This is a genomic window from Embleya sp. NPDC055664, assembly GCF_053618075.1.
Map to the genome: position 1 here is coordinate 47,894 of NZ_JBSHGZ010000014.1, position 15,758 is coordinate 63,651.

The 15,758-nt window shown below is 73.7% G+C and carries 14 protein-coding genes and 1 pseudogene; 9 read left to right on the forward strand and 6 right to left on the reverse strand.

Annotation, left to right across the window (positions count from 1 at the left end; genetic code table 11):
• Positions 1–247: 247 nt before the first annotated feature.
• The 6 genes from ACWGR4_RS23050 to ACWGR4_RS23075 all read left to right on the forward strand — a co-directional run bounded on the left by ACWGR4_RS23050 (position 248) and on the right by ACWGR4_RS23075 (position 7,938).
• Positions 248–1,321 carry a glycosyltransferase family 2 protein gene (locus ACWGR4_RS23050; protein WP_452130735.1) on the forward strand — a complete coding sequence of 358 codons (1,074 nt, stop codon included), beginning with the start codon at positions 248–250 and terminating at the stop codon, positions 1,319–1,321.
• Positions 1,322–1,543: 222 nt separating this feature from the next.
• Entirely contained in the window at positions 1,544–3,076 is a 1,533-nt protein-coding gene (locus ACWGR4_RS23055; protein WP_452133053.1) for a glycosyltransferase, read from the forward strand.
• A 46-nt stretch (positions 3,077–3,122) separates the two neighbouring features.
• A complete protein-coding gene (locus ACWGR4_RS23060) occupies positions 3,123–3,740 on the forward strand; it encodes an acyltransferase (RefSeq protein ID WP_379999892.1) in 618 nt (205 codons plus the stop codon).
• Between the two features lie 141 nt (positions 3,741–3,881).
• Complete coding sequence (locus ACWGR4_RS23065; protein ID WP_452133054.1) at positions 3,882–7,019, forward strand: ATP-binding protein; 3,138 nt, start codon at positions 3,882–3,884, stop codon at positions 7,017–7,019.
• 125 nt (positions 7,020–7,144) lie between these two features.
• Positions 7,145–7,549, forward strand: a complete 405-nt coding sequence (locus ACWGR4_RS23070) for a cupin domain-containing protein (protein WP_379999888.1) — start codon at positions 7,145–7,147, stop codon at positions 7,547–7,549.
• Positions 7,546–7,938: a hypothetical protein gene (locus ACWGR4_RS23075; RefSeq protein WP_452133055.1), complete on the forward strand. Its 393-nt coding sequence runs from the start codon at positions 7,546–7,548 to the stop codon at positions 7,936–7,938. The genes ACWGR4_RS23070 and ACWGR4_RS23075 overlap by 4 nt, the downstream gene beginning before the upstream one ends.
• 101 nt (positions 7,939–8,039) lie before the next feature.
• Here ACWGR4_RS23075 and ACWGR4_RS23080 read toward each other — a convergent pair whose 3' ends face one another.
• Positions 8,040–8,918: an alpha/beta hydrolase gene (locus ACWGR4_RS23080; protein ID WP_452133056.1), complete on the reverse strand. Its 879-nt coding sequence runs from the start codon at positions 8,916–8,918 to the stop codon at positions 8,040–8,042.
• A 164-nt stretch (positions 8,919–9,082) separates the two neighbouring features.
• Between ACWGR4_RS23080 and ACWGR4_RS23085 the strand changes: the two genes are divergently transcribed.
• Positions 9,083–11,047, forward strand: a complete 1,965-nt coding sequence (locus ACWGR4_RS23085; protein WP_452133057.1) for an AfsR/SARP family transcriptional regulator — start codon at positions 9,083–9,085, stop codon at positions 11,045–11,047.
• A gap of 23 nt (positions 11,048–11,070) precedes the next feature.
• Here the strand turns inward: ACWGR4_RS23085 and ACWGR4_RS23090 are convergent, their stop codons facing one another.
• Together ACWGR4_RS23090 and ACWGR4_RS23095 are read right to left on the reverse strand one after the other, a co-directional pair.
• Positions 11,071–11,643 carry a hypothetical protein gene (locus tag ACWGR4_RS23090; RefSeq protein WP_452133058.1) on the reverse strand — a complete coding sequence of 191 codons (573 nt, stop codon included), beginning with the start codon at positions 11,641–11,643 and terminating at the stop codon, positions 11,071–11,073.
• The gene (locus ACWGR4_RS23095; protein ID WP_379999878.1) at positions 11,640–11,978 is read right to left on the reverse strand and encodes a PadR family transcriptional regulator; all 339 of its coding nucleotides are present in this window, start codon (positions 11,976–11,978) and stop codon (positions 11,640–11,642) included. Before ACWGR4_RS23095 ends, ACWGR4_RS23090 begins: the two co-directional genes overlap by 4 nt.
• A gap of 156 nt (positions 11,979–12,134) precedes the next feature.
• On the opposite strand from ACWGR4_RS23095, the gene ACWGR4_RS23100 reads away from it, so the two are divergent.
• On the forward strand, positions 12,135–13,328 hold the full coding sequence (locus ACWGR4_RS23100; RefSeq protein ID WP_452133059.1) for a serine hydrolase domain-containing protein: 1,194 nt from the start codon (positions 12,135–12,137) through the stop codon (positions 13,326–13,328).
• Positions 13,329–13,422: 94 nt separating this feature from the next.
• Here ACWGR4_RS23100 and ACWGR4_RS23105 read toward each other — a convergent pair whose 3' ends face one another.
• Together ACWGR4_RS23105 and ACWGR4_RS23110 are read right to left on the reverse strand one after the other, a co-directional pair.
• A complete protein-coding gene (locus ACWGR4_RS23105; RefSeq protein WP_452133067.1) occupies positions 13,423–13,950 on the reverse strand; it encodes an SRPBCC family protein in 528 nt (175 codons plus the stop codon).
• A pseudogene (locus ACWGR4_RS23110) lies at positions 13,924–14,460 on the reverse strand (YbhB/YbcL family Raf kinase inhibitor-like protein); the annotation flags it as partial. The pseudogene ACWGR4_RS23110 and the gene ACWGR4_RS23105, both read right to left, overlap by 27 nt.
• A gap of 98 nt (positions 14,461–14,558) precedes the next feature.
• Between ACWGR4_RS23110 and ACWGR4_RS23115 the strand changes: the two are divergent.
• Positions 14,559–15,200, forward strand: coding sequence for a GntR family transcriptional regulator (locus tag ACWGR4_RS23115; RefSeq protein WP_452133068.1), 642 nt, complete (start codon positions 14,559–14,561; stop codon positions 15,198–15,200).
• Here the strand turns inward: ACWGR4_RS23115 and ACWGR4_RS23120 are convergent.
• Positions 15,160–15,606 carry a hypothetical protein gene (locus tag ACWGR4_RS23120; RefSeq protein WP_452133060.1) on the reverse strand — a complete coding sequence of 149 codons (447 nt, stop codon included), beginning with the start codon at positions 15,604–15,606 and terminating at the stop codon, positions 15,160–15,162. The genes ACWGR4_RS23115 and ACWGR4_RS23120 overlap by 41 nt on opposite strands.
• Between the last annotated feature and the right edge of the window lie 152 nt (positions 15,607–15,758).

Here is a 15,758-nt window from a genome sequence, read left to right on the forward strand (position 1 = left end):
CCGTTGCGCGCCGTCGCGCGCGCCGTGCGGATGTGCATCCGTACCCGCTTACACCCGAAGGACGCCTCGTCGTCCGGCCACGGTTGCGGTGGGCGTCGAACCACCGTAAAGCGGGACGGGGGGCGAACCGCAGCGGCACGCCGACGGTCGGCGCCCGCTCGCCCACCCGGCCGTCGTCCGCTCGATACCTGCTCGCCCACCCGGTCGATGCCCGGCGAGGGGGCCGTTCGCAGTACGCTCCGAGACGATGAATCACACCGCCGACGAGCCCGCCACGCCCGAGCCTCCTGCTCGCCGGGTGGAGCCGCTTCCCGAAAAACCGCCCGTCTCCGTGATCATGCCGGTGCTCAACGAGTCCCGACACCTCGAGGAGGCCGTCGGGCGGGTGCTCGCCCAGGACTACCTCGGCGACATCGAGGTGGTGATCGCGCTCGGTCCGTCCACGGACGACACCGACGCCATCGCCGCCCGACTGGTCGCGAACGACTCCCGCGTGCGCACCGTGCCCAACCCCACCGGCCGCACCCCCAGTGCGCTCAACGCGGCGATCCGTGCGTCGAGTCACCCCGTGATCGTGCGGGTGGACGGCCACGGGATCCTGCCGCCCGGCTACATCTCCACCGCCGTGCGACTGCTCGCCGAGACCGGCGCGGCCAACGTCGGCGGGCTGATGCACGCCGAGGGCACCACGCCGTACGAGGAGGCCGTCGCGCGGGCGATGACCTCCAAGCTCGGCGTCGGCAACGCGCGCTTCCACACCGGCGGCGGCGCGGGTCCCTCCGACACCGTCTACCTGGGCGTCTTCCGCCGCGAGGTGCTGGAGGAACTGGGCGGCTACAACGAGGAGTTCGAGCGGGCCCAGGACTGGGAGCTGAACTATCGGATCCGGCAGGCCGGCTATCTGATCTGGTTCTCCCCCGAGTTGGAGGTCTCGTATCGGCCCCGGCCGACCACCAAGGCGCTGGCGAAGCAGTACTTCCATTACGGCCGTTGGCGTCGGGTGGTCACCCGGCATCACGAGGGCTCGGTCAACCTGCGCTACCTGGCCCCGCCGGCCGCGCTCGCCGCGGTGGCCGCCGGGACCGTGGTGGGTCTGTCCGGGCGCAAGGTCGGCTGGCTGGTGCCGGGCGGGTACGCGATGGGCATCCTCGCCGGCGCCGCGTGGGAGGGCCGCGACCTGAGCCCGAACGCGCTGGTCCGGCTGCCCGGGGTGCTCGCGACGATGCACGGGTCGTGGGGCGCGGGCTTTTTGACCAGCCCGAAGAGCCTGGCCGAGCGGGTCGAGGCGGGTACGGAACGAGGCGCCGAGGAGTCCGGCTGAGGACACCCCGCACGCGTCGCGTCGGCCCGGGTCGCCCCTGTGTGCGGCCCGGGCCGACGCGTATCCGTGCGCGCGGGGCGCCCGCCTCCCGGCCCGACGCGCCGTGCCCCCCGGCGGAAACCGGGTCCTTTCGGTAAAGCCAAGTAACGTGGCGACGCTGGTCACCGCTCGTCCCCGGTGACAGTCTGTGAACAGTCGGCACGGCCTTGGGAGACGACGGCAATGAGCGACAGGGACTCGGCTGTGGCCGCGGGTGTGGCGATTCCGGATGCCCGGCAGGCCGCGGAGGACCGTGGATTCACCCCGCCCGAGCGGCTGCGACGGGTCGTCGTGACCCACACGGACGTGGGCGGGCAGGTGCCGCACGATCCGGTCGAGGGCATGTACACGCTGCACGTGGCGCCGGCCGAGACGGTCGCGGTGACCACCTCCGTCGAGGTCTCCGAGACCGGTGTGGTGCGGTCGCTACGGGTACCGGTCGACCCGGCCCGCACCGCCGAACTGGCCGCGGCACGGGCCGCGGTCGAGGCGCTGGACGGCGGCGGGGTGATCCGCGGCCTGCGCCGGATGATGGCCCAGCGCGACCTGGACGCGATCCGCAACCGGCACCGCGCCGAGGTCGAGCGCGACGCGACGGCGTGGGCGGCGCGCTGCGCCCGGGCGTACGAGCCGTACGTGCGCGCGTTCGCGGCCGACGCGGTGCCGGCCCCGACGCCCTCCCCCGTGCTCGGGATCGGGCCGACCAACACCGCCGGGCAGGGCCACGCGTGGGCCCGCGCGGTGGAGCGGCACCTGCCCGGGGTGCGCGCCGAGTCGGCCGCGCTCGCCTCGGCGAACACCCTCGGTCACCCCACCGATCGGGCGATCGGCACCGACGACTGGTTGTCCACCCGCTGGCAGCTGGGCCGGCTCGCCGAGGTCCTGGACCGCTATACGCATGTGCTCGCCGAGTGCGGGATGCCCGCGTTCGGTCGACTCGGCGGCTCCTGGGTGGACACCGACCTGGCCGAGCTGCGCGCGGCCGGGATCGCACTCGGACTGGTCCTGTACGGCTCGGAGGTGCGCGATCCGGCGGCGCATCGGGCCCGCGTCGAGTTCTCCCCATTCGACCCGCGCTACGAGCTGACCCACGCGCTCCAGGCCAAGGTGGACCGGCTGTTGCCGATCCTGCGCGGCCTGGAGGTGCCGACGTTCGTGGCCACGCCCGACCTGATCGCCGACGTGCCGGACGCGGTGTGGCTGCCCGCCGCGCTCGACCCGGCGGACTGGCGCACGGACACTCCGGTGCTCACCCGCGAACGGCCGGTCGTGGTGCACGTGATGGCCGGCCCCTTCCTGCGCGGCACCGCGCGGATCGAGCCGACGCTGCACCGACTGCACGACATCGGCCTGATCGAATACCGCCGAATCCTGAACCGACCCGCCGCCGAACTCCCGGCGCTGTTCGCCGACGCCGACATCGTGCTCGACCAATTCGCCTGCGGCTCCTACGGGATGACGTCGTGTCAGGGCATGGCCGCCGGCCGACTGACGATCTGCTACCTCCACGAGTCGGCGACCGCGCACCTGCCGGCCGACCTGCCGATCCGCGCCGCCGACCCGGACTCGCTCGCCGAGGTCCTGGAGGAGATCGCCGCCGAGCCCGACGCGGCGCGCGAGATGGCCGCGCGGGGACCGGCCTACGTGGCCGAACACCACGACGGCCGGCGCTCGGCCCGGATCCTCGCCGATTTCCTGGGCGTCGCGGCCGAGTGAGCCCTTTCCCGGGCGCGGAGCCCGGACGGGCACTAGCGTTCGGGAAATGGCAATCGACCCCAGCGCGGACGTGGACGATTCGGCGAGCATCGGCGAGGGCACCCGTGTGTGGCACCTCGCCCAGATCCGGGAGGACGCGGTCCTGGGCCCGAACTGCGTGATCGGGCGCGGCGCGTACATCGGCCCCGCCGTGCGCGTCGGGGCCAACGTCAAGGTGCAGAACCACGCGCTGGTGTACGAGCCGGCCGTCCTGGAGGACGGCGTCTTCATCGGGCCGGCGGTGGTGCTGACCAACGACCTCTATCCGCGCGCGGTCACCCCCGACGGCCGGATCAAGGGCGAACAGGACTGGCACGCACAGGGTGTGACGGTCCGTCGGGGCGCCGCCGTGGGCGCCAGGAGTGTGGTCGTCGCGGGCGTCACGATCGGCCGCTGGGCCCTGATCGCGGCGGGTGCCGTGGTCCACCGCGACGTCCCGGACTACGCCCTGATGGCCGGCGTACCGGCCCGCCGCATCAAGTGGGTGGGCCGCGCGGGTGTGCCGCTGACCCCGACCGGCGACGGTTCGTGGCGCTGCCCGGAAACGGGCGACCTGTTCACGGAGCGGGACGGCGAGCTGACGCCGGCGGCGACCACGACGGCGACGGAGCCCGCGCAAACCTGAGTCGAAGCGGGCGACACGCTGCGACCGGAGCAGGGTGATTGTCCGGTTCGGGCGGGTATCTCACGCTGGGGTGGTGAGACGAGCACGTGCGGCCTCGGTCTTTTGGGACCCGGCCCCCGGTGAGGGGTGGGAGGACTGAGCATGGCCGGCTTTCCCTTCGTCGGACGCACCGAGGTGTTGGCCGAGGTGGACTCGGCGCTGGCCGATGCCCGCGCGGGGCGCGGTGGTGTGGTCGCGCTGACCGGGGCGGCGGGGGCGGGCAAGACCAGGACCGCCGAGGAGGTCGCGCGGCGGGCGCGGGGATTCCGCGTCCTGTGGGTGAGCTGTCCGCCCGAGACGGCCGCCGCCCCGTTGCGCCCGTGGTCGGCGGTGGCTCGGGAGCTGGTCGCGGGCGACGCGGCGGGTGCCCGCCTGGCCGAGACACTGCCGGGCCTGCGCGCACTGGTGTCCGGCCGCACGGGAGGCCATACCCACGGCCCGCACGGGAGCGCACCCGAGGCGGCCCGGTTCCGGCTGGCCGGGGATTTCGCCCGGCTGATCCGAACGGGCGCCGCGAGCACCCCGCTCCTCCTGATCGTCGACGACGTCCACGAGGCCGACGCCTCCTCGGTCCGCCTCCTCCCGGACCTCGCGCCGAGCCTGCGTACGACGACGGCGCTCCTGCTGGTGACCCTCCGGGAGGACGAGGCCTCCTGGCGCGGACGGTCGTCGGCCCGCTCCGCGCTCCTGCGCACCGCACGCTGCCTGCCGCTGGGTCCGCTCACCGAGCCGGACGTGCGCGCACTGGTCGAGGCCGCCGACGGCGGACGGCCCGACCCGGCCGCGGTCCGGACGCTGCACACGCGCTCCGGCGGGGACGCCTTCTTCGTCACCGAGCTGCTGCGCCACCGCGCCCCCGGACCGCTACCCGCGTCGGTCCGGGACGCGGTCGGTGTCCGATTGGCCGAGCTGCCGCCGGAGTGCGCACGCGTCCTGGGCGCGGCGGCGGCACTCGGCGCGGACTTCCGGCTGGATGCGCTCGCCGAGGTCGCGCGGGTGCCGTTGGGCGAGGTGCGTACGGTCCTCGCCGAGGCGACGGCGGCCGGGCTGCTCGCCCTGGTCGAGGCCGGGTCCGGCGCGTTCCGGCACGAGCTGATGCGGGCGGCGACGTACGAGGCGTTGTCCCCGGCGGAGCGGGTCGCGTGGCACGAGCGAGCGGGGGGCGTACTGGCCGAATTCGCCGCCCGGGGTCGGGACGTCGGTCCCGCCCAGGTCGCCCACCACCTGCTGCGCGCCGGCCCGGAACACGCCGAGGCGGCGGCCGGGTACGCCCGCCGGGCCGGGGACGAGGCGGCGGGCGTCTTCGCGTACGAGGACGCCGCCCAGTGGTACGAACGATGCGTCGCGGCCCTGGGCACGGTCGGCGCGGCGGACACCACACTCGCCGAGGTGCTGATCGAACTGGGCACGGCCCACCTGGGCATGGGCGAACGCGCGGCGGCACGAGTCGACTTCCTGCGCGCCGCCGACCTGGCCCGCCGGCACGGGCGCGCCGACCTGCTCGCGCACGCCGCCCTCGGCCTCGGCAACGGCCCGGCCGGCATCGAGGTCGACCTGCTCGACCGCCCGCAGATCGACCTGCTCACCGAGGCGCGAACGAAGCTGTCGGACCGGCGAGCCGAACCGGCGGCCGGCGCCGGGGCCTTCGTCGCGCACCCCGAGCTGCTCGCCGCCGTCACCGCCCGCCTCTCCGTGGCGGTCACCCTCATCGAGCCCGAGCCCGTCCGCCTGGCCCTCGCCGAGGAGGCCGTGCGCCTCGCGCGGGCCTGCGGTGACGCGGCCGGCCTGGGCTACGCGCTCGCCGCCGAGTGCGACGCGCTCGCCGGTCCGGCGTACTGCGCCGAGCGGCTGGCCCGGTCCGCCGAAATCATCGACGCGGCCCGCCGGTTGCCCGATCCGGCGCTCGAACTCCTGGGCCGCCGGCTGCGGATGGTGGCGCTGCTCGAACTCGGCAGGGTCGCCGAGGCGGATGCCGAGATGCCGGCCTTCGGCGCCGCCGAACGTGCGCTGAGACATCCGCTCTACGCCTGGTACGTCCCGCTGTGGCGCGGCATGCGAGCGCTCCTGGAGGGCCGGTTCGCCGACTGCGCGCGCTGCGTCGATCGGGTGGAGGAACTGGGCCGCCGGGCCGGCAGCGGCAACGCCGCGCTGCTCGCGGCCACCCAACGCTGGTGCCTGCTGGCCGAGTCGGCGGACCGAACTGCCATCGCGGAGCTGATCGCCGGGCAACCACGCCTCGACGAGATCCCGGACGCATGGGCCAAGGTGAGCCTCGCGCTGGTCGCCGCGCAGCTGGGCGACACCGATCAGGCCGCACGCCGACTGGCGGCGGCCGGCCCGCTCCTCGCGGACGCGCCCCGGGACAGCGAGTGGCTGCCGATGCTCGCCCAGGCCGCCGAGACGATAGCGCTCGTCGGCCCGACCCCGTTGGCCCGGCGGTTGTACGAGTGGCTGTCGCCGTACCGGGACCTGTTCGTGGTCGAGGGCATCGGCGCCGCCGTGCGCGGCCCGGTACACCGACACCTCGGCCTGTTGGCGAGCGCGCTCGGCGACCACGCGGCGGCCGAACGCCACTTCGCCGCCGCCCTCGCCGCCGCCCGGGGCATCGGCGCGGCCCCGCTGGTCACCCGGATCGCCCAAGAGGCCGGTGTCGCGCCGGCCGCGGCGGACCGGCCGAACGTGTTCCGCCGTTCGGACCGCCTGTGGCGGCTGGGCTACGCCGATCGTGAGGTGATGCTGCCCGACAGCAAGGGCATGCACGATCTCGCCGTACTGCTGGCCCGTCCGGGCACGCCGGTGCCCGCACTCGACCTGGCCACCACCGCCGGCCCCGGCGCCGAGGCCGCTCCGCGGGCCGACGACGCGCTGCACCGCCCGGGCGACACCGGCGAGGTGATCGACGCCGCCGCGCGCTCCGCGTATCGACGGCGGCTCCGGGAGCTGGAGGGCGAGGCGGCCGAGGCGGACGCGGCCGGCGACGCGGAGCGTTCGGCCCGGATCGCCGTCGAACACGACGCGCTGGTCGGGCAGTTGTCCGCCGCGTACGGCCTCGGCGGCCGCGTCCGCCGCTCCGGCTCGCCCGCCGAACGGGCCCGAACCGCGGTCACCGCCCGTATCCATGCCGCCATCGACCGCATCACCCGAGCCCACCCACCCCTGGGCCGACACCTGGCCAACACGATCCACACCGGCACGCTGTGCGTGTACAGCCCGGAACAACCCGTCACATGGCGGCTGTGAGCACGGCACAACAGCGGCGGAACCATCGTCGTGAGGTGCGATCGCACATCGTGCCGCCCGATCGCACGCCTTCTCCGTACGGGGGTCCCCGGACGAGGGGATCGGAACCGATCGAGGAGGACATCGTGCCCGGCATCTCGAAAGCACAGGCCGCGTTCACCCTGGACGAGCCGGTGATCGAAGGCCGCTATGCCGAACTGGACGGCTACACCGTCGGGTTCGAGACCCACAAGGCCGACGTCGACCCGGCGGCGTTGTTCGCCGGACTGCCCGACGACCGCTGCCAGAGCCCGCACTGGGGTGTGGTGCTCACCGGAAAGGTGGTCTTCCGCTACCCGGACCACGACGAGGTCTACCGGGCCGGCGACGCCTACTACGGCGCTCCCGGCCACCTGCCGCTGATCTTCGCCGGCACCGAACTGGTGGAGTTCAGCCCCACCGAGGCACTGGCTCGGACGATGGCGGTCGTCGGCCGCAACCTGGCCGCGACGAAGACGGCGCAGGCCGAAAAGTCGGAGGCGCGGTCATGAACGACGTACTCGTGGCCCGCCTGATCACCTTCCTGGAGACCGGCACCCCGCCGGAGGGCCTGTTCGGTCCGGACTCCTTCTGCGACCTGACCCTGCCGCAGTGGCGGCTCCAGGCCCGAGGCATCGAGGACCTGATCGCGCTGCGCAAGGGCGGACACCCGGCCCCGGGCACCGTCGCGCGCCACCGGGTCGACCCGACCCCGACGGGGTTCGTGATCGAGGTCGAGGAGCGCTGGGAGCAGAACGAACAGCACTGGTACTGCCGGGAGTTGATCCGGGCCGACGTCGAGGACGACACGATCGCCCGGCTCGCGGTCTACTGCACCGGCGACTGGGACGAGGCGCAACAGCGCCGGCACGCGGAGGAGGTGACGCTGCTGGAGCCGTGAGCGTGGAGCCGTGAGCGCGCAGGGTGATCCGTCGCGGGCTCCCGCGGGCTCCCGCGCGGGCCGGGCCGCCCCGCCGGTCTCGCCGACCGCCCCGCGTGCTCTCAGCGCCGCAGGAGGGCCCGCAGCGCGGCGGCGACCTCGGTGGGGGCCTCCTCCGCCATGAAGTGGCCGGTGGAGACGGTGGTGTGGGCCAGGTCGGGCGCCCAGGCCGACCACAGTGCGGCGGCGTCGAAGCCGAGGGCCGCGCCCCAGTCCTGCTGGAGCACGGCGACCGGCATCGTCAGCCGGTTGCCGGCCACCAGGTCTGCCCGGTCGTGCTCGACATCGATCCCGGCCGAGGCCCGGTAGTCGGCGACGATGGACGGCACCGCCTCGCGGCATGCCCTCAGGTACGCGGCGCGGACGTCGGCGGGGATCGCCCCCCGGTCGAGGGTCCAGGTGTCCAGGAAGTGGCCGAAGAAGGCGTCCGCGTCGGCCGCAATCATCCGCTCCGGCAGACCCGGCGGCTGGGCCATCAGGTACAGGTGGAAGCCCACGGCCGCGGTCACCCCGTGCATGACGTCCCACATGTCGAGGGTGGGCAGTACGTCCAGGGCGGCGAGGTGGGTGATTCGGTCCGGGTGGTCCAGACCGGCGCGGAAGGCCACCAGCGCGCCGCGATCGTGCCCGGCCAGCGCGAACCGCTCGTGCCCCAGGGCCGCGGCGAGCGCGACCACGTCGGCGGCCATCGTGCGTTTGGCGTAGGTCGTACCGTCGGTGTCGACGGGCTTGTCGCTCGCGCCGTAACCGCGCAGGTCGGGGCGGATCACGGTGTGGTCGGCGGCCAGATCCGCCGCGACGTGCCGCCACATCAGGTGGGTCTGCGGGAAGCCGTGCAGGAGCACGATCGCGGGGCCCGAGCCGGAGACGGCGGCGTGCAGGGCGACCCCGTCCGCGACGGTGATCCGGTGCCGGCGGTCGGCGGTGGTGCCGGGTGCCATGGGTGGCCTCTTTTCCTCGTGTTCTCTTCGTCGAGTCCTCGTCGAAGGGGTGCCTCCCACCCTCGCCGCAGCGGATGAGCATCGGATGAGCGCGCGCTAGCGTGGCCCGGAGCGGGCCTGGAGCGGGGCTCGGGGCAGGACTTCGGCAGGGGAAAGGGCTGGTCATGGCGGCGGGCATCACGTTCGGGGTGCTCGGCCCCGTGGTCGCCTGGGACGCCGCCGGCGACCTCGTCGCCCTGAAGGGACCCCGGCACCGCGCGGTGCTGGCGCGGCTGCTCGTCGACCGGGGGCGCGTGGTGCCGGTGGCCCGGCTGGTCGAGGATCTGTGGGCGGAGCCGCCCGAGAACGCGGTCGGTGCGGTCCGCACGTTCGTGTCCGCGCTGCGCCGGGCCGTCGAGCCGGATCGGCCGCCGCGTGCTCCGGGCCGGTTGTTGGTCACGGCGGGGCCGGGCTATGTATTGCGCGCGGATCGGGACGCGGTCGACGGCGGGCGTTTCGAACACATGCTGGGCGCCGCCGACGCGCTGCCCCCGGGTGAGGCGCTGCCCCGGCTGACGGCGGCGCTGGAGTGCTGGCGCGGGCCCGCGTACGCCGATTTCGCCGGCGAGCGGTGGGCCCGGGCCGAGCGGGCCCGGCTCGGTGAGCTGCGGCGGCACGCCGTGGAGCGCCGGGGGGCGGCCCGGCTGGCGGTGGGGCAGGCCGCGCGGGCGGTGGCGGAGTTGGACGGGTACGTGGCCGAGCATCCGTGGCGCGAGGAGGGCTGGCGACTGCTGGCGCTCGGGCTCTATCGGGACGGGCGCCAGGGCGACGCGCTCGCGGTGTTGCGCCGGGCCCGACGGTTGTTGGTCGAGCGGCTCGGGGTGGACCCCGGGCCGGCGTTGCGGCGGCTGGAGGCGGACATCCTCGCCCAGGACGACCGGCTCGGCGCGATCGATCCGGCCGGGCGGGTGTGGGCGGAGGTCGCGGCCGAGTACGACCGTACGCTCGCCCCGGGCTCCCGGGCCCGGTTGGCGTCGTCGGTGGGCCTGGCGCGCGACCTCGCCGTGGGCGGCGGAGGCGGCCTGGCGGCGGCCCGCCGGCACCGCTCGGCGACCATCGAGGCGGCCGAGGAACTGGGCGATCCGGAGCTGACCGCCCGGGTGATCGGGGCGTACGACGTCCCGGCGATCTGGACCCGCGTCGACGACCCGGAGCACGCGGCGCACGTGGTCGCGGCGGCGGAGCGTACGCTCGCGGCGCTGCCGGCGGGCGAGCACGAGGCCGCGCGAGCCCGGCTGTCGGCCACGATCGCGGTGGAGTCCCGGGGTACCCGCTCACCGCGCGCCGCACGGGCCGCCCGCGAGGCGGCGGAACTCGCCCGGCGGCTGGACGACCCGGCGCTGTCGGCATTCGCCCTGAACGGCGTGTACATGCAGTCGTTCGAGCGGGCGGGCCTGTCCCCGCGCCGCGAGCGGATCGGCGCGGAATTGACCGCACTCGCCGAGCGGCACGGCCTGATCACCTATTCGGTGCTCGGCCGGCTGATCCGGATGCAGGGCCGTGCCGCGCTCGCGGACTTCGCCGCGGCCGAGGAACACGCGCTGGTGGTGGACCGGTTGGCGGACCGCCACGAACTGCCCCTGGCCAAGGTCTTCACGCAATGGTTCCGCGCCCTGCGCCTGGTCGCGACCGGCTCGGTGGAGGAGACGGACGAAGCCGAGGCGGCCTACCGCGACGCGGCCGGTCGGCTGTCCGGGGTCGGCATGCCGGGCCTCGAACACGGGCTGCTGCCCCTGGCGTTGTTGTGCCTGCGGCTGCGGCACGGCCGGCCCGCGCACTGCGACGACGACACCGATTGGGGTCCCCACGAGCCGTGGGCCGGACCGCTGGTGCTGCTGGCCCGAGGCGCCCGGGACGAGGCCGCGGAGCGCCTGCGGGACGTACCGGATCCGCCGCCGGGCCTGCTGTTCGAGGCGCTGTGGTGCCTGGCCGCGCGGGCGGCGATCGGGGTGGGCGATCGGGCGGTGATGGCGCGCGCCGTCACCGCCCTCACGCCGGCGGCGGCCGAGGAGGCCGGCGCCACGAGCGGTCTGCTGACCGTCGGCCCCGTGGCGGGTCACCTCCGCGACCTGGCCGATGCCCTCGGCTGAGCCCTACGGTGCGCCCTCGGGGGTCAGGACCCGCTCGGGACGCCCGGCAGGGGCGGTGGCGGCAGCAGATCGGTTCCGTCCGCGCCGAACCAGTGCTTGTGCAGCGTGCGCGTGCGATAGCGCCTGGAATACATGGGGTTGAGGGTCCCCAGTACGAGTACGGCGAGCAGGACCCACTGCCCGGTTCGGGGTGGAAGCAGGAGTTCGGGATCCGTGAGAACGGTCGAGCCGAGACCGCTCACGGCCATCATGAGCACGAACAGGACGATGCCCTCCAGCTGGCCACAGAAGTTTCTGCGGAGGAAGTGGAAACGGCCGAGCGCGTCGTCCCGGACCCACATGCGGTAGCGGTCCGGCATACGCTTGGCGAACAGGCGGTAGGCGAGCCAGTGATGCAGCGGAGGGCGGTCCCGCAGCCGGGTCAGCAGCCCGCCGCGCACGATGTCCCACGCCTCGCCCGTCGACGGCCGGGTCGCGCCGGGCGGGGCGGCATCCAGCAGGGTGCCGAGGAGTTCGGCCTCCCGGGCGAGCCGGTAGCGGGGTGGGTAGGCGCGCAGCAGCAGGCGACAGTGTCTCTCGTACGTGTCGTTCATCATCCCGCCGGGTTGAAGACAAAGGGTGGGGTACCGAGCCGGCGTGCGGCTCGGTGGGCGAGTTCCGCCAGTCGTGCGGTTTCGGCGGTGAGGGCTTGGCGGCCCTCGCCGGTCAACGTGTAGTAGCGGCGGAACCGGCCGCCGACGACCTCTTCGCGGTCGAGTGCGACCAGGCCGTCGCCGGCGAGCCGGTCCAGCGCGCCGTACAGGGTTCCCGCGCCCAACTTGACTCTCTCGTCGGAGAGTTCGCGGACCGCGGTGATGATTCCGTAGCCGTACAGCGGCTCGGGGGCCAGTGCGAGCAGGATGAGGTAGCTCTGCTCTCTCAGTGGCTTCATGACCGTTATATATCGCGCGGCGATATATAACGGCAAGAGGCGTCCGGGGGGTGGTGGCACTACCCCGAGTCGGGAGGTGGCCGGTTCGTGCCGGGTGGGTGTGGGCGCGGATCCTGGATCAGGCAACCGACCCGCATCCCCCACAGGAGTTGACTCGTGCGTTCATCGGCACGGCACACCCGCCACCCTTCCCGACGACCCCGGCTCGGCCGGCGCGGCACGGTCTCGGCCGTGGCGGCGCTGGCCGCCGGCCTGATCGTGGCGGGGGTGATGGCGCCGCCCGCAGCGTCGGCCGGCGGCCGGCCGGACGGCGTACAGCGGGGTCTGGACGCGCTGGTCGGGCCCGCCGGCTCGGTGGGTGCGCCGGGCGCGCTCGCGAGCGTCGAGGACCGGCACGGGCACACCCGTACGTACACCGCGGGCGTGGGCGACATCGCCACCGGCGCGAAGGTGCCCCGGGACGGCCGGGTCCGGGTCGGCAGCAACACCAAGGCGTTCACCGCGGTGGTGGTGCTGCAACTGGTCGGCGAGGGCAGGATCCGACTCGACGAGCCGATCGAGACCTACCTGCCGGGCGTGGTGCACGGGGACGGGATCGACGGGAATGTCATCACCGTCCGACACCTGCTCCAGCAGACCAGCGGGCTGCCCAACTACACCGAGTACAACCTGCAATTGCGCTACTACGAGCCGCGCGAGCTGGTGGACATCGCGCTGCGACACCCGGCCGACTTCGCGCCCGGCGAGAGCTGGAAGTACAGCAACACGAACTACGTACTCGCGGGCATGCTCGTCGAGAAGGTGACCAAGCACCCCATCGCCCGAGAACTCGACCAACGCATCATCAAGCGCATCGGCCTGCGCGACACCTACTTCCCCGCCCCGCACGACAGCACCATCCGGGGCCCGCACCCCAGGGGCTACGACCGGGAATCGCCGGGTGCGCCGCTGAGCGACATCACCGAGATGGACCCGTCGTGGGCGTGGTCGGCGGGCCAGATGATCTCCACCGACTCCGACCTGAACCGCTTCTACGGCAAGCTCCTGAAGGGCGACCTCCTCAAGCCGGCCCAACTCGCCGAGATGCGCGCCGACACCCGCCCGGCCGAGAAGACCTTCGGCCCCGGCGCCCGCTACGGCCTGGGCCTGGTCAGCAAGCCGCTGTCCTGTGGCGGCGGCGGCAGTGAGCTGTACTGGGGCCACGGCGGCAGTTTCCCGGGCTACGAAACCCGGGGCGGCGCCACGGACACGGGCCGCGCGGCCAACGTGGCGGTCACCGTGCAACTCGGCGACGAGGCCGCCAGGCAGCGGGTCGACGACATCGTGACCGCGGCGCTCTGCCGCCGCTGAGACGGGCCTCCCGGGTGCGTCCGACGAGTCGGGTCGGCGGTGGACGGGCGACTCGTCGGACGCCACGGGGGCGTCGGGACGGTCGGGCCGTCGGTCAGGCCGCGGCGCGCCGGCGGACGGTGCGTTCGAGGATTCCGAGGGTGGCCTTGAGTGCCGACTCGGGGACCACCGGGAAGGTCAGGCGCCGCTTCCACTCCTCGGCGAGTTCCGACCAGTCGTAGTAGGACGTCACGAGGGTGCCGCCCTCGGCCGGCGCCAACCGGTAGCCGTAGACGTGGCGGACGTGCGGTCGGATGCGGCCCTCGACGGTCCAGGCGATCTCCTCGTTCGGGACGAGCTTGGTGATCACGACCTCGACGTCGTACTTGCCCAGGGGGAAGTCGCCGAGGGCCTCCCGGTCCATGTGGACCACGAAGCGGTCGCCGGGGCGTTCCACCCGGGCGCCCTCGGCGTCGAGGAGCATTCCCGACGCGTCGATGTCCACGTGGCCCCGCGGGTCGGTCAGGACCGCGAAGACGGCTTCGGCGGAGGCGGGGACGAGGCGGGAGACCTCGACGCGTTCGACGGCCTCGTCCGGGTCGAACTCTTCGCCCTCGGCGAGAGTTTGCGCCGTGGCGGTCAGCGTCGCGCGGCCGAGGGTGTGGGTGGACATGGTGAAGCCGAGCAGGGCGGGGGTGCCGTCGACGGGGACGTCGATGGACTCGACGTCGAGGGCGTGTACGACCACGAGGTAGCGGTGCCGGCCGTGCCCGGCCGGCGGGGCGGCGCCGACGAAGCGGGCCGCGCGGGCGTCGTTGGGCAGTTGGAAGGCGCCGGCGGGCAGGCCCGAGCCGGTGTCGTCGCCCGCGCCCTCGGGGAGTTCGGTGACGTGGGCGGGGATGTCGGCGACCGCCCAGTGCCAGAAACCGGATCCGGTGGGGGCGTCGGGGTCGTGGATCGTGACGGCGAAGCTCCTGGTGCCTTCCGGCGCTCCGCTCCAGGAGAGGTGCGGGGAGAGGTCCTTGCCGCCCGGCATGCCGAACATGCCGGACAGCTGCGCGGGCGCCCAGGGAGCGCCGTCGGCGACGGAGGTGCTGGTCACGGTGAACGGGGCAGCCTCGGAGAGGCGGGTGAAGGGATTGTCGGTGCTCATGGATCGACGATAACACGTATAATCGATTATCTGGAGGATCGTCTATAGTGGGCGACGTGACTGAGACGTTCCCCGCCTCGCCCGCACCGGCGAAGCAGATGCTTTCCGAGCAGGTGCACGCCCGCCTGCGGGACGCGATCATGCGCGGCGTGCATGCCCCCGGCGACGCGCTCAAGCCGCAGGACCTCGCGCGGGCGCAGGGCGTGAGTCTGGCCGTCGTCCGCGAGGCGCTGGTGCGGTTGGTCGGCGAGGGACTGGCGGACCGGCTGCCCAATCGAGGGTTCGCCGTGCCGGCCTTCTCGGATCGGCGCTGGCAGGAGATCGCCGAGGCGCGCCGGGTCGTGGAGCCGGTCGTGCTGCGCATGTCCGTCGAACGCGGCGACGTCGACTGGGAGGCACGCGTACGCGCGGCGCACCACCGGCTGGCCCGGACGGAGCCGTACGACACCGAGGAGGGCGAGTACTACAGCAGCGCCTGGGCCGAGGCGCATCGCCTCTTCCACCGCACGCTGCTGGAGGGTTGCGGCAATCCGGTCCTGCTGGAGACGTTCGACCGTATGTGGACCGCAAGCGAGTTGGCCCGCCGCTGGTCGGCCCACCGCAACCCCGACCGCGACGGCATCGACGAACACCGCCGCCTGGAGGAGGCGGCCCTGGCCCGCGACCCGGAGGCCGCAGCCGCGATCCTGACCACCCACCTCACCCGAACCGCCGCCGACCTGACCCTCCGAGAAACCTGACCCGCCTTCGACTCGTCACCGGCCCAACACGTCGAATCCCGAAGCAGAAGGCGACGATGAGCGCGTACCAAAGAGTCGCGCCCCAGTGCCAGGCGCCGATGGCGACGAGGAAGAGCGCCCACAGCAGAAGCAACGTGTGCCCCACCGCCGTTGCCGTGAACGCGCGCGATCGCAGGGCGGCCGACCGGACGACGAGGCCGAACACGGCGTAGAAATCGATCCCGGCCATGATCAGGGCGACCAGCGAGGAGAGGCCGCGGCCCTCGGACTCGACACCGTAGCCGTCGACCGTGGACGGCCCCATGAACGGCCCGGTCAACGAGGGCATGGCGTTCGAGTCGAGGCCGACATGGTCGACACCGACAGCGACGGCGTACCAAAGCCACACAGGGATTTCGAGAACCAACAACGATCCGAGCCAGATACACAGATACCTCAGGCCCCACGCACGCAACGACTCCGAACGGACCACATTTCCCCTCAACGTCCGACCCCGCCCCGAGCCGCCGGGCCGGTTCCTCGCCCGGAGTCGGGAGCCGGCTCTGCGCGTCGGTGGGA